Source organism: Paractinoplanes tereljensis (assembly GCF_016862435.1).
Lineage (GTDB): Bacteria > Actinomycetota > Actinomycetes > Mycobacteriales > Micromonosporaceae > Actinoplanes > Actinoplanes tereljensis.
This window is the reverse complement of record NZ_BOMY01000028.1, coordinates 99,187-112,033: the sequence shown is the minus strand read 5'-3', so window position 1 is coordinate 112,033 and position 12,847 is coordinate 99,187. Positions and strand designations below refer to the sequence as shown.

The window sequence follows — 12,847 nt, the reverse complement described above, 5'->3', positions numbered from 1 at the left end:
AGAGGCGGCAAATGTCACGAAAGATCCTCAGGGAAGAAGCGCGAGGTCGGAGGCGGCCAGCTCAAGCTCGGAGGCGGCCGCCGAGTCCTGGATGGTGGCCGGGCGGCTGGCGCCCGGGATCGGGATGACCACCGGCGACTTGGACAGGTGCCAGGCGAGGCAGACCCGCTGCGGGCTCACCCCGTAGCGCTCGGCCACCTCGGCGAAGCCGCCGCCGAGACCACCGGCCCGGCCGATGCCACCCAGCGGTGACCAGGGCAGGAAGGCGATGCCGAGCTGGTCGCACAGCTCCAACTCGGCCGTGGAGGAGAGGAACGCGGGCGAGAACTGGTTTTGCACCGAGACCAGCCGGCCGCCGAGGATCTCGTTCGCCTCGACGATCTGGGCCGGGTCGGCGTTGGAGATGCCGGCCATCCGGATCTTGCCGGCGTCGAGCAGGTCGCGGATCGCGCCGACCGACTCCGCGTACGGCGTGGACGGGTCGGGCCGGTGGAACTGGTAGAGGCCGATCGCCTCGACGCCGAGGCGCTTGAGCGACGCGTCACAGGCCTCTTTTACATACGAAGGAGAGCCGTTCAGCGTCCAACTGCCGTCGCCGGGGCGCAGGTGGCCGCCCTTGGTCGCGACCAGCACCTCGCTGGTGTCCCCGCCGTAGGAGGCGAGCGCCCGCGCGATCAGCGACTCGTTGTGGCCGACCTCGTCGGCGTGCAGGTGGTACGCGTCGGCGGTGTCGATCAGGGTGATGCCGGCGTCGAGCGCGGCGTGGATGGTGCTGATCGAGCGCTCGTCGTCCGGGCGGCCCTCGATCGACATCGGCATGCCACCGAGGCCGATCGCGCTGACCTGGACATCGCCGATCCGGCGGCTCTGCATGAGGGGGTCCTCTCGGGTACGGGTACGAACTCCACCCTCCTACCCAACCGACCGCGCGTCCAACAGAAGAAACCGCTCGGATTCAGCACCTAGACTGCTCAATCATGGAGTTGCGGCACCTGGAGTACTTCGTGGCGGTCGCCGAGGAGCGGCACTTCACCCGCGCGGCGGAACGCATGCGAGTGGCCCAGTCGGGGCTGTCCGCCTCGATCCGGGCGCTGGAGAAAGAGCTGGACGCCGATCTGTTCGTGCGGCACACCCGGCGGGTCGAGCTGACCGACGCCGGCCAGGCCCTGCTCACCGAGGCCCGGCGCACCCTGGCCGGGGCGGCCGCCGCCCGGGACGCGGTGGCGGCGGTGCGCGGGCTGCTGCGGGGCAGTCTCACCGTCGGCTCCGAGCACTGCCTCGGCGTCATCGACCTGCCGCCGATGCTTGCCGCGTTCCGGCGCGCGCACCCGGGCGTGGAGATCCGGCTGGCCTACGCCGGTTCCGGCGAGATCGTCGAACAGATCCGGCTGGGCCGGCTCAACGTCGGCTTCGTCGCGCTGCCCGGGCCGGCTCCGGACGGCGTACGCCTGCTGCCGGTGGCCACCGAGGAGATGATGCTGCTCTGCCACCCGGGCCACCGCCTGGCCGAGAAGGACGCCGTCGGCGTCGCCGACCTGGCCGGCGAGGACTTCATCGACTTCAGCGCGGACTGGGGTGCCCGGCAGGTCAACGATCAGAGCTTCGCCCGGGCCGGCGCGGTCCGCCGGGTGAGTGTCGAGGTCAACGACGTGCACACGCTGCTCGACTTCGTCCACCAGGACCTCGGCGTGGCGCTGGTGCCGGCCCCGGTCACCCGCAAGCCGCATGCGAAAGGGCTGCATGCGGCCGCGCTGCACGGGGGCGGCAGCGCGGCCTGGCAGGTGTCGGTGGCGCTGCCCGCAGCGGCCCCGCCCGGTCCGGCCGGCGAGGCGCTGCTGCGGATGGTCAGGCCGCCAGCAGATGCGGCTCGGACAGCGGAGCAACCTCGCACACCCGGCCGGTCTTGAGGCTGTACTGGGTCGCGACCGCGCCCAGGGCACCACGCCGGATGGCGTTGTCGAGCGCCGAGGAACGTTCCCGCAGCAGCTCCAAGGTGTACGCCGCGTGCTGCGCGCCGACCTCCTCCGGAGTGGACGCCCCGGCCAGCCGGGCCCGCAGCACGTTCGGCGCGATCTTCTCGGCGACGTCGCGGATGTAGCCGTGCGGCACCGCCACCTCGTCGATCACCCGGGCCGCGGCGGCCACCGCGCCGCAGCCCTCGTGCCCGAGAACCACGAGCAGTTCGACGCCGAGCACCTCGACCGCGTACTCCATCGAGCCGAGCACCGCCGAGTCGACCGTCTGCCCGGCGGTGCGGACCACGAACAGGTCACCGAGTCCCTGGTCGAACAGGATCTCGGCCGGCACCCGGGAGTCCGCGCAGCCGAGGACCAGCGCGAACGGGTTCTGCGAAGTGGTGAGCTCCGCCCGGCGGACCGCGCCGCGCTGGCCGTCGGCCCGGCTCCGGCCCTCGACCCACCTGATGTTGCCTTCGCTCAGGCGAGCCCAATTCGTGCTGGTCATCTGTCTCTCCCGAATCAGTTGAGGATGGCGCCGGTGACGGCGACCTGCTCCTTGAGGACTCCGCTGATGAGTTCCTGCGTCTCGTTGATCTGCTCCACCGCGGTGTGGATGTCGGCCAGCGAGGCGGTGACCGCGTCGACCCGCGCCTGGATCGTGTTGACCCGGTCGCTGACGTCGGCGGTGGCCCGCTCGGTCTCGCTGGACAGTTCCTTCACCTCGCCGGCGACGACCGCGAAACCCTTGCCGGACTCGCCGGCCCGAGCTGCCTCGATGGTCGCGTTCAGGGCGAGCAGCTTGGTCTGCGCCGCGATCGACTGGATGGCCTGAACCACCTGGTTGATCTCGGCACTGGCCTGGCCGAGTGCCGCCACCTGCTCGTTCGCCTCGTTGGCGAGCCGCTCGCCCTGCGCCGCCACGGTGGCGGCCGAGCTCACGTTCCGCTCCACCTCGGCGATCGAGTCGAGGAGGGTGCGGCCCGCGCTGTGCAGTTGTTCCTTCGAGGTGAACCGCTCGAGCGCCTGCCCGACCAGGAAGGCCGTGTTGCGCAGGGCCGACTCGCGACCCGGGTACATGATCAGGGTCCGGGTCGCGAAGAAGTCCATCGTTCCGACGATCTTGCCGCCCACCCTGATCGGCAGGCAGACGCCCGACTTAACCCCTGCGCGCTGTGCAGCCGGCCGGCGTACGCAGTCGGTCAGCTCACCGAGATCCTCGACGAAGACCAGGTCGCCGCGGGCCCAGGCCCGGCCGGACAGGCCGACCCCCTTGGCGAACGACGCGGTCATCGTGACCTGGCGGAACTCGGCGCCGGCGTCGCCCGATTCGAGGGCGAAGCGCAGCACGTTGCCCTCCTCGTCGAGCCGCCAGAACGAGCCGTACTGCCAGTCGAAGTCCTTGCGGATGGTCTCCAGCGCGGACCGCAGCGCGTCGTCCTGGCTGGTGGCCTGGGTCATCTGGCGGATCACGGTGGAGACGGCCTCGACGTCCTGGGCCGCCTTCTCCTGCCGGACGCCCTCGTGCAGGCGCATCAGGGTGTTCGAGACGAGCAGGCCGACCGTGCGCAGGACGGCGAGCCGGCCCTCGGACGGGTGCAGCTCCTCCAGGGCGAAGAAGTCCATGGTGCCGACGACCTTGTCGTCCTCGATCAGCGGGAAGCAGATGCCGCTGTGCACTCCGGCGCGGGTCGCGGCCGGGGCCCGGGAGCAGTCGGTGAGTTCGGCGAGGCTCTTGACGAAGACCAGGTCCCGGGCCCGCCAGGCGCGGCCGGAGAGGCCGACGCCCTCGGCGAAGGCGGCCTCGAGCGTCACCCGGCGGAATTCCTCGCCGGCGTCGCCGCTCTCCTGCGCGAAGCGCAGCACCTGCGCCGAGGAGTCCAGCTGCCAGTACGACGAGTACGCCCAGCCGAACCGCTCGCGAACCAGCCGGAGGGCGGCGCCGATCGCTTCGTCGGGGGACGTGGCCGTCTCCATGGCCCGCACGATCGCCGTCACCGCCTCGACGTCCGCTCGTGCCTCATCGAGGTCGGCATTCAAAAGGGCGGATTCTGCCTTGTTCTTCGAGCCGAACACGCTGCTCCCTTCACGCGTAGGGCCCGGTGGGGCCGTCGGTGATGGGACTATCGCCGCGAGGTCGTGCTTCTTGAGAAGAGTTACCGGCCGGTATTTGGTCTGACCAAGCCGTTGTCGTACGCGAAGATCACTGCCTGGATGCGGTCGCGGGCCCCGACCTTGGCCAGGACCCGGCCGACGTGCTTCTTCACGGTCGACTCGGTGAGGGTGAAGCGCTCGGCGATCTCGGCGTTGGTGGCCCCCTGGCCGATCGCCTCCAGCACCTCCCGTTCCCGCTCGCTCAGCGCGCCCAGCCGGGGGTCCTCGACCACCACGTCGGGCCGATCGACGAACGCGTCCATGAGCTTGCGGGTCAGGCTCGGCGCCACCACCGAGTCGCCGCCGGCGACGGCCCGGATGCCGGCGATCAACTCCTCGGGGCGGGCGTCCTTGAGCAGGAAGCCGCCGGCCCCGGCGCGCAGGCCGGCGTAGACGTACTCGTCGAGGTCGAAGGTGGTCAGGATCAGCACGTGGGTGCGGTCGCCGGTGGCGGTGATCCGGCGGGTCGCCTCGATGCCGTCCATGCCGGGCATCCGCACGTCCATCAGCACCACGTCGGGCCGGGTCTGGCCGGCCATCCGCACCGCCTCGGCGCCGTTCGACGCCTCGCCCACCACGGTCATCCCGGGTGTGCCGTCGAGCAGCATCTTGAAACCCAGGCGCTGCAGCGGCTGGTCGTCGGCGATCAGCACGGTGGTCACGCGGGCTCCTTGAGGACGACTTCGACCAGCCAGCCGCCGTTCTCGGCCGGGCCGGCCAGCACCGATCCGCCGTACATCGACGCGCGTTCGCGCATGCCGACCAGCCCGTGGTTGGCCGGGGCGGCAATACCGACACCGTTGTCCCGTACGCGTACCCGTACCTCTCCGGACGACGCAGCGACCGTGACCTCCGCGGTGGCCCCGCGCCCCGCGTGTTTGAGGGTGTTGGTCAGCGCCTCCTGGACGATCCGGTAGACGGCGAGCTGGACACCCCGCCCCAAAGCGTGCAGATCGCCCGAGGTCGAGTAGGTGACCGGCAGGCCGGCCGCCCGCACACTCGGCAGCAGCCGGTCCAGGTCGTCCAGGCCGGGTTGCGGGCTCAGCTGCGGGTCGGCGTCCTCCTCGCGCAGCACGCCCAGCACCCGGCGCAGCTCGGCGAGCGCCTGCCGGCCGGTCTCGCCGATCAGCCGGAGGGGTTCGGCGGTCTGCTCATTCCGGGAAACCGCGAGCGCGGCACCGCCGTCGGCCAGGCCGACGATCACCGACACGTGGTGGCCGACGATGTCGTGCATCTCCCGGGCCACCCGGGCCCGCTCGTCGGCGACGGCCAGCCGGGACTGCTGGTCCCGCTCGGTCTCCAGCCGGGCGGCCCGGTCTTCCAGGGCGATCAGGTAGGCCCGGCGGGTGCGGGCCACCAGACCGAACGCCACCGCGCCGGCTGCCGTGCCGAGCACCAGGAAGAACGTGGTGGTCTGGTGCTCGACCCGCGGTTCGAAGAGGTAGACCTCGGCGATCAGTTCGGCGACGGTCAGCCCGGCGGTCCAGGCGATCGACCGCCAGGTGCCGCGGGAGGCCACCCCGAAGATCATGACCAGGATGACCACCCCGCCGCCCACCCCGGCGTCCAGCGATCCCTCGATGACCAGGATGGCCCCGGTGACCAGGAACGCGGCAAAGGGGTAGCGCCGCCGCCGGTACAGCGCCGGCAGCAGGACCGCGGTCGCGATCCCGGCCGACACCGGCCGGTCGACCAGGCTCGGCAGACTGAACAGCAGGATCGGGATGGCCACCAGGGTGTCCAGCAGCCACGGGCGGTGCCGGTCGAGGGCCCGCAGCCGCTCCTGCCGGTCCAGCAGCCATCCCTGCGCGTTCATGATCCGAGTCTCTCAGGCGTCGGTCTTCTTGAGCCGGTATGCGGCGGCCCCGAGGGTTACCACGACATATCCGGCGAAGACCGCGAGACCCGCCCACGGGCCGAGCGATCCGTCACTGTGGGTGAGCGACATCACGGCGCTGCCGGCGCTGCTCGGGAGGTACGGGCTGATCGCGTCGGAGATCGCGTTCGGCAGCAGCGGGACCAGCCCCGGCAGGATCAGCAGCCCGCCGGCCAGGATCGCGATGGCCCCGGCGCTCGATCGCACCAGGATGCCGAGCGCGACGCCGAGGACCGCGACCAGGCCGAGGTAGAGACCGGCCCCGAACAGCGCCCGCAACACGCCGTCGTCGCCCAGGCTCACGCCGGCGATGGCGCTGTTGAGCACCATCCCGCCGAGCGCGAAGGCTACAAAAGCACCGATCGTCATCACGACGAAGGCGGCAAGTCCGGCAACGAGACTCTTCGACCACAGCACCGGGAGCCGGCGCGGCACCGCGGCGAGTGTCGACCGGATCATGCCGGTGGTGTACTCCCCCGCGCCCAGCAGCACGCCGAGCACGCCGACGGCGAGCGCCGCGAGGGTGCTGCCGCCGAGCGCAAGGTCGACGGCGGACATCCCGTTCCCGGAGAAGGAGGCCGAGGCGATCATGCCGAACGCGATCAGCAGGAAGGCCGAGACGCCGGTGGTGATCCAGGTGGAGCGCAGTGAGGAGAACTTGGTCCATTCGGCGGCGACGACGCCACCCGGGGTGATCTTCATCGGGCAGCCTCGTATTCGACAGCGTCGCGGGTCAGGTCCATGAATGCCTCTTCGAGCGAGGCGGTCTTCGGGGTGAGCTCGAACAGCGGGATGCCGTAGTGCGCCGCGGCCATCCCGATCTCCCGGGCGGTGCGCCCGGCGACGAACAGCTCCTCCGGCCCGCCCGAGGTGATCGTGACGCCCGGGCCGCCGAGCACGTTGCGCAGGTTGGCCGGGTCGCCGGAGAGAACCCGGACGCCCTCGGCGGTGGCCAGCCCGGCGACCGTGGTGTCGGCCAGCAACCGGCCCCGGCCGACGATGACCAGGTGGTCGGCGATCAGCGAGACCTCGCTCATCAGGTGCGAGGAGAGCATCACCGTGCGGCCCTCGGCGGCCAGGCCGGCGAGCAGGTTGCGGACCCAGAGGACGCCCTCCGGGTCGAGGCCGTTGACCGGTTCGTCGAGCATGATCACGGCCGGGTCGCCGAGCAGCGCGGCGGCGATGCCGAGCCGCTGGCCCATGCCGAGGGAGAAGGCGCCGACCCGCTTGTGCGCCACCGAGGAGAGGCCGGCCAGGCCGATCACCTCGTCGACCCGGGAGCGCGGGATGCCGTTGGTGCGGGCCATCGCGAGCAGGTGGCTGACCGCGCTGCGGCCGGGGTGTACGGCCTTGGCCTCGAGCAGCACGCCCATCTCCTGCAGCGGGGCGGCGCTCTGCACGTAGGAGTGGCCGTTGACCAGCACATCCCCGGAGGTCGGCGCGTCCAGGCCGACGATCATCCGCATGGTGGTGGACTTGCCGGCCCCGTTCGGGCCGAGGAAGCCGGTGACCTGGCCCGGCTTGGCGGTAAACGAGAGCTTGTCGACAACCGTCTTCGTCCCGTACCGCTTGGTGACTTCGCGTACCTCGATCATGTGTCAATCGTGGCGGGCGGCGAGGCCGGAACAGCGGTACCACGGGCGGCACTTGCCGGCCGCCCGTGGTACCCAGGTACTACTTGACGGCGCCCGCGGTCAGGCCGGCCTGGATCTGCCGCTGGAAGATCGCGTAGACCACGATCATCGGCAGGATCGACAGGGTCAGCGCCGCGAACAGCGTCGACCACTGCGCGTGGTAACCGGCCGAGGTGCTGATGTTCGCGATGCCCTGGGTCAGCAGGTACTTCGACTCGGCGCCCGGCCCGGTCATCACCACCACCGGCAGCAGATATTGGTTCCATTGCCCGACGATGTTGAAGATCGTGATGCTGACCAGGCCGGAGCGGGCCATCGGCATCATGATCTGGAAGAACTTGCGGGTGTGCGAGGCGCCGTCGACGGTCGCGGCCTCCTCGATCTCGTACGGCAGCGATTTGAAGAACGCGGCCAGGAAGAACACCGTGAACGGCAGCGAGTAGGCGATATAAACCAGGACCAGGCCGGTGTACGAGCCGAGCAGCCCCATGTTCTTGAGGATGTAGAACAGCGGCGCCAGCGCCATGAACGTCGGGAACGCGAGCCCCGAGACGAACAGGTAGTAGATGAACCGGTTGCCCGGGAACCGGTAGCGGGCCAGCACGTAGGCGGCCATCGACCCGAACAGCATCGTGCCCGCGGTCGAGACGATGACAACGATGACAGAGTTCAGGAAATAACGCCCGATGTGCGCCTCGGACCAGGCGTCGAAGTAGGTCTGCAGCGAGAACGACGAGGGCAGCGCGAACGGCTTGCCCAGGAAGATCTCGGTGTTGTTCTTGAACGACGCCAGCACCACCCAGATCAGCGGACCGGCCGTGACCAGGGCCCAGGCGATCAGCGCGATGTGCGCGAGCCCGGTGAACGCGTTGATGTCCCGCTTGGCGCTGGGCTTGTCGCCGGCGCTCTTGGTGGCGGGCTTGTCGGCAACCAGAGTCATCGTGCGCCCCCTCAGGCTTCCACGGAGTCGCGCCGGGTGACCCGCAGGGTCAGCGCCGCGAAGGTCAGGGTCAGGAAGAAGAGCACGACACCGAGCGCGCAGGCGTAACCGGCCTGCGAGAAGTCGAACGCGTTGCGATAGATCATGAGGCTGAGCACCGAGGACGCGCCGTTCGGCCCGCCTCGGTCCACGGTCATGATGTTGACCAGCGCGAACGCGTCGAACGCGGCGATGCCGAGGTAGACCCAGGCGACCTGGATGGTGCTCCAGAGCAGCGGGACGGTGATCCGGAAGAACAGCGTGATCCGGGTGGCGCCGTCGAGTGCCGCGGCCTCGTAGATGTCGGTGGAGATCGAGCCCATGCCGGCCGAGAACAGCACGACGTAGAAGCCGACCGCCTGCCAGACCAGCACGATCAGGATGCAGGCCATCGCGTACCGCTCGTCGGCCAGGAACAGCCACGGCTTCCAGGACGCCGGGAACAGGCCGTTGAGCATGCCGCTCTTGTCCGGCCCGAACACCCGGCCGAAGATCACCGCGACGATGGCCAGGGCCAGCAGCTGCGGAAAGAAGAAGATGATCCGGTAGACCTTGGAGCCCCACACGCCCCGGGTCTGTCCGCCCTTGTGCCCGCCGCCGACGTTCAGCAGGAACGCGAAGACCAGCGCGATGACGATGGTGATGATCGGCAGCAGGATCAGCAGGAACAGGTTGTGCTTGATCGATTTCCAGAAGACGTCGTCGTGCCACAGCTTCACGAAGTTGTCGAAGCCGATGTAATCGATCTTGCCGAGGCCGGACCAGCTGGTCAGCGACAGCTGGAACGTCTGGATGTACGCCGCCACCACGAAGGTGGCGTAGAGCGCCACCGGCACGACAAGGAAACCAATGATGAAGGGGTACTTGCCGTGCCGCATGGCGTCCTACCTATCGAAGAAACTCAGCTGCGGGTGAACTTGGTGATCGAGGAGTCCTTGGCGACCGCCTGGGACGCCGCCTCCATCCGGTCGCAGAACTTCTGCGCGTCGCCGCCCTTGAACATCAGGTCGTTGACCGCACCGCGGGACTCGTCGTCGAGCTTCTTGTACCAGGTGTCGAACAGGTAGCCCACGAAGACGTCCTGGCCGGCCTTGGTCAGCATGTCGTTCGCGCTGGTCAGACCGGGAGAAATGGTCTGGCCGTCGGACGCGCCCGCCACCACCGTAAGCGACTTGGTGAGCTTGGTGAAGCCCAGCGCCGCCTCCTTGGAGAGCATGGCCCGCAGGTACTCCTTGCCGCCCTGCGGGTTCTTGCCCTTGGCCGCCGCGAAGTAGATCTCGCCGGCCGCCGCGTTGATGGCGGTCGCCGGGAGCTTGTCGGCGGCGGTGACGCTCGGGAACGCGGCCACCGCGTACTCGAAGCCGGCCGGGGTGTCCTTGGCCTGCTCGTTCTCCAGCCAGGAACCACACGGGTAGAACGCGACCTTGTCCTGGTCCTGCTGCAGCTGCACCTCGGTGTGCTTGAGGCCCAGGAAGGTCTTGTTGATGTACTTGTTGCCGACCTCGCCCCAGGCCTGCGCGGCCTGCTTGATCGGGTCGGCGGTCCAGGCACCCGGCTTCAGGTTGTCGATGTCCTTGAGCGACTGCTCGGTGCCGATCTTCGCGGCGCTGGTGAGCAGGGCCCGGACCATGTAGTACGACGCGTTGGCGCCCGCGTAGCCGAACGGCGTGATGCCGGCCGCCTTGATCTTGTCGAGCAGCGCGGTGAAGTCGGCCCAGGTGGTGGGGATGGTCCAGCTGTTCTTCTCGAACAGCTTCTTGTTGTACCAGAGGCCGAACACGGTGTACGAGTAGTTCATCGCGAACGGCTTGCCGTCGTACGTGCCCTGCTGAACGGCACCCGGCACCAGGGTCTCGGCAACCGTCTTGCCGGCCACGTCCCAGGACGGCGCGGCAAAGAGATCGGTCAGGTCGGCGGCCTGGCCGGCCTTGACGATCGCACCGAAGTCCATCAGGTTCGAGCCCGAGTTGTTGATCATGTCCGGCGGAGAGCCGGCGTTGATCCGGGGCTGGATGACCGTCGAGATCTGCTCGGTGGCCGAGTACGTGATCTTGGCGTCGGCCCACTTCTTGTTGAACAGCGGAGTGTCCACGTCGGTGGCGTACGCCGTGCCCAGACCGCCGTTGAAGATGACGATCTCGACACCGGCCTTGGTGTCGATGCCCAGCGGGTTGTCCGCCGACTTGGTGCCGGTCGACTGGGTCGTCGGCTCGTCCTCACCGCCGCCGACGCAGGCGCTCAGCAGGCCCACCGCGGGGGTGGCCAGCATGCCGACGGCGGCCGCGCGACGCAGCAGCGTACGGCGGTCGACCTCGGTCTTGGCGAATATCTCGGTCACAGCATCTCCTCAGGTGCTAGCCCTTTACAGCACCGGCCGTGAGACCGGTGGCGATATTGCGTTGGATGATCAGGAAGAAGATCACCACCGGGATCGAGGTGATGATCGCACCGGCCATGAGGGGCCCCCAGGCGGTACCGCGGGTGGTTTGGTTCTGCAGCAGCCAGGCCATCAGGTTCTGCTTGGCCGGGCTGTTGAGCGTGTTGATGATGATGAATTCGTTCCAGGCCTGGATGAACCCGTAGACGCTCGTCGCGACCAGGCCGGGGCCGGTCAGCGGCAGGATGATGCGCCAGAACACCTGGGCCCGGGTGCAGCCGTCGATGAGCGCGGCCTCGTCGAGCTCGCGCGGGATGCCGGAGATGAACCCGCGCAGTGTCCACACCGTATACGGCAAGATCAGGACCAAGTAGGTGATACTCACACCGATCAGACTGTTGGTCAAGGACACCGTCTGCAGCATCAGGAACAGCGGGATGAGCAGCGCGATGAACGGAACCAACTGGACCGCCAGGACGACCAGGATGATCGCCTTGCGGCCGTAGAAGCTGAACCGGGCGATCGCCAGCGCGGCCAGGAAGCCGACCACCAGCGCGCCGGCCACCGCCAGCACCGTCACGATCAGGCCGTTCAGCATGTCCTGCATGAACAGCGGCGCCTTGAACGCCGACGTGAAGTTGGCGAAGGTCGGGTGCTCGGGCCAGAACGTCGGGGTCAGCGCGAGAACCTCGTCGGCCGGCTTGAACGCGGTGTTCAGCACCCAGTAGACCGGGAACAGCATGAACAGCGAGAAGATCACGCCGATCGTGTTGGCGGCGATCGTGCCGGCCATCGACCGGCCGACGGTGACAACTCCCTCGTCCCGGGCCATCAGTCCACCTCCCCGATCTTGAACATCTGCCGGATGTAGAACGCCATCACGCCGAGCATCAGCAGCACGGTGATCACCGAGATGGCCGAGCCGATGCTGTACCGCGATTGGCCGAACGCCTGCGTGTACGAGTAGGTCGCGAGCGTCTGGTACACCGGCTCGGGGTGCCCGTCGCGCAGCGCCCAGTTCTGGGTGAACAGGCCGAAGTCCCAGATCACCGACAGCGTGGTGACGATCGTGATGAGCGGCTTGAGGATCGGCAGGGTGATGTTGCGCAGCACCTGCCAGGGCGTCGCGCCGTCCACCGTGGCCGCCTCGACCAGTTCCTTCGGCACCTGGGTGAGCCCGGCGTTCAGGGTGATCGCGAGGAACGGCACGCCGGCCCAGACCACCAGGGTGGTGATGACCCCCCAGCCCTGCCACGGGTTGACGAACCAGCTGTGGTTGTCGAAGTTCACGCCGGGCAGGAAGTTGAGCACGTAGTTGAGGACACCGAAGTCGGAGTCGGTGATCCAGCGGAAGATCTGCGCCGCGACCAGCTGCGGCAGCGCCCAGACGAACATCATCGCGACGATCATCAGCATCTTCACGCCGCGGTTGACCCGGCGCATCAGCAGCGCGATGCCGAGTCCGATCAGGACCGAGATGATGACGCAGACGATCGTGAACAGGACCGTACGGCCCACGACCGTCCAGAAGACCGAGTCGCCGAGAACCTTGGTGTAGTTGTCGAAGCCGACCCACGGTGGGGTGCGACCGCTGAGCAGCTCGCGCAGCCGCATGTTCTGGAACGACAGCACGACCATCCGGATGAGCGGATAACCGAGCAGGCCGGCCAGCAGGATCAGGGTGGGGATGGAGAGCAGCCACGGGGTGCTGGCGCCCTGACGGCGGCGGCGCGCTCGGGACGCGCGGCCGGGTGCCCGGTGCGGTGCGGGCCCGCCCGTGGGGCGGGTCGCCGGTGATTCGACGACGGACATCAGATTCCTCTTCCGGAAGCCGGGAGCCGGGAGCGGTGCCGCCCGCCCCGGACGGGGGCG

13 protein-coding genes are annotated in these 12,847 nt (G+C 68.9%); 1 reads left to right on the top strand and 12 read right to left on the bottom strand.

The window, feature by feature from the left end; all coding sequences use genetic code 11:
* Positions 1-27: 27 nt before the first annotated feature.
* Positions 28-873: an aldo/keto reductase gene (locus Ate02nite_RS20825; protein WP_203808009.1), complete on the bottom strand. Its 846-nt coding sequence runs from the start codon at positions 871-873 to the stop codon at positions 28-30.
* A 104-nt stretch (positions 874-977) separates the two neighbouring features.
* Between Ate02nite_RS20825 and Ate02nite_RS20820 the strand changes: the two genes are divergently transcribed.
* Positions 978-1,907 carry a LysR family transcriptional regulator gene (locus tag Ate02nite_RS20820; protein ID WP_203808007.1) on the top strand — a complete coding sequence of 310 codons (930 nt, stop codon included), beginning with the start codon at positions 978-980 and terminating at the stop codon, positions 1,905-1,907.
* Here the strand turns inward: Ate02nite_RS20820 and Ate02nite_RS20815 are convergent.
* The 11 genes from Ate02nite_RS20815 to Ate02nite_RS20765 all read right to left on the bottom strand — a co-directional run bounded on the left by Ate02nite_RS20815 (position 1,846) and on the right by Ate02nite_RS20765 (position 12,787).
* Positions 1,846-2,463: a carbonic anhydrase gene (locus Ate02nite_RS20815; RefSeq protein WP_203808005.1), complete on the bottom strand. Its 618-nt coding sequence runs from the start codon at positions 2,461-2,463 to the stop codon at positions 1,846-1,848. The genes Ate02nite_RS20820 and Ate02nite_RS20815 overlap by 62 nt on opposite strands.
* Positions 2,464-2,477: 14 nt before the next feature.
* Complete coding sequence (locus Ate02nite_RS20810) at positions 2,478-4,031, bottom strand: GAF domain-containing protein (protein WP_203808003.1); 1,554 nt, start codon at positions 4,029-4,031, stop codon at positions 2,478-2,480.
* Between the two features lie 80 nt (positions 4,032-4,111).
* On the bottom strand, positions 4,112-4,771 hold the full coding sequence (locus Ate02nite_RS20805; RefSeq protein WP_203808001.1) for a response regulator: 660 nt from the start codon (positions 4,769-4,771) through the stop codon (positions 4,112-4,114).
* Positions 4,768-5,925: a sensor histidine kinase gene (locus Ate02nite_RS20800; RefSeq protein ID WP_203807999.1), complete on the bottom strand. Its 1,158-nt coding sequence runs from the start codon at positions 5,923-5,925 to the stop codon at positions 4,768-4,770. The genes Ate02nite_RS20805 and Ate02nite_RS20800 overlap by 4 nt, the downstream gene beginning before the upstream one ends.
* Before the next feature lie 12 nt (positions 5,926-5,937).
* Positions 5,938-6,687, bottom strand: coding sequence for an ABC transporter permease (locus tag Ate02nite_RS20795; protein ID WP_203807997.1), 750 nt, complete (start codon positions 6,685-6,687; stop codon positions 5,938-5,940).
* On the bottom strand, positions 6,684-7,580 hold the full coding sequence (locus Ate02nite_RS20790) for an ABC transporter ATP-binding protein (protein WP_203807995.1): 897 nt from the start codon (positions 7,578-7,580) through the stop codon (positions 6,684-6,686). The genes Ate02nite_RS20795 and Ate02nite_RS20790 overlap by 4 nt, the downstream gene beginning before the upstream one ends.
* Positions 7,581-7,659: 79 nt before the next feature.
* Positions 7,660-8,559: a carbohydrate ABC transporter permease gene (locus tag Ate02nite_RS20785; RefSeq protein ID WP_203807993.1), complete on the bottom strand. Its 900-nt coding sequence runs from the start codon at positions 8,557-8,559 to the stop codon at positions 7,660-7,662.
* 11 nt (positions 8,560-8,570) lie between these two features.
* A complete protein-coding gene (locus Ate02nite_RS20780; protein ID WP_203807991.1) occupies positions 8,571-9,476 on the bottom strand; it encodes a carbohydrate ABC transporter permease in 906 nt (301 codons plus the stop codon).
* Between the two features lie 23 nt (positions 9,477-9,499).
* Positions 9,500-10,936, bottom strand: coding sequence for an N-acetylglucosamine/diacetylchitobiose ABC transporter substrate-binding protein (gene ngcE, locus Ate02nite_RS20775; protein WP_203807989.1), 1,437 nt, complete (start codon positions 10,934-10,936; stop codon positions 9,500-9,502).
* Between the two features lie 16 nt (positions 10,937-10,952).
* Positions 10,953-11,807, bottom strand: a complete 855-nt coding sequence (locus Ate02nite_RS20770) for a carbohydrate ABC transporter permease (protein ID WP_203807987.1) — start codon at positions 11,805-11,807, stop codon at positions 10,953-10,955.
* Positions 11,807-12,787 (bottom strand): carbohydrate ABC transporter permease, encoded by a 981-nt coding sequence (locus Ate02nite_RS20765; RefSeq protein WP_203807985.1) that lies wholly within the window; start codon positions 12,785-12,787, stop codon positions 11,807-11,809. Before Ate02nite_RS20765 ends, Ate02nite_RS20770 begins: the two co-directional genes overlap by 1 nt.
* Between the last annotated feature and the right edge of the window lie 60 nt (positions 12,788-12,847).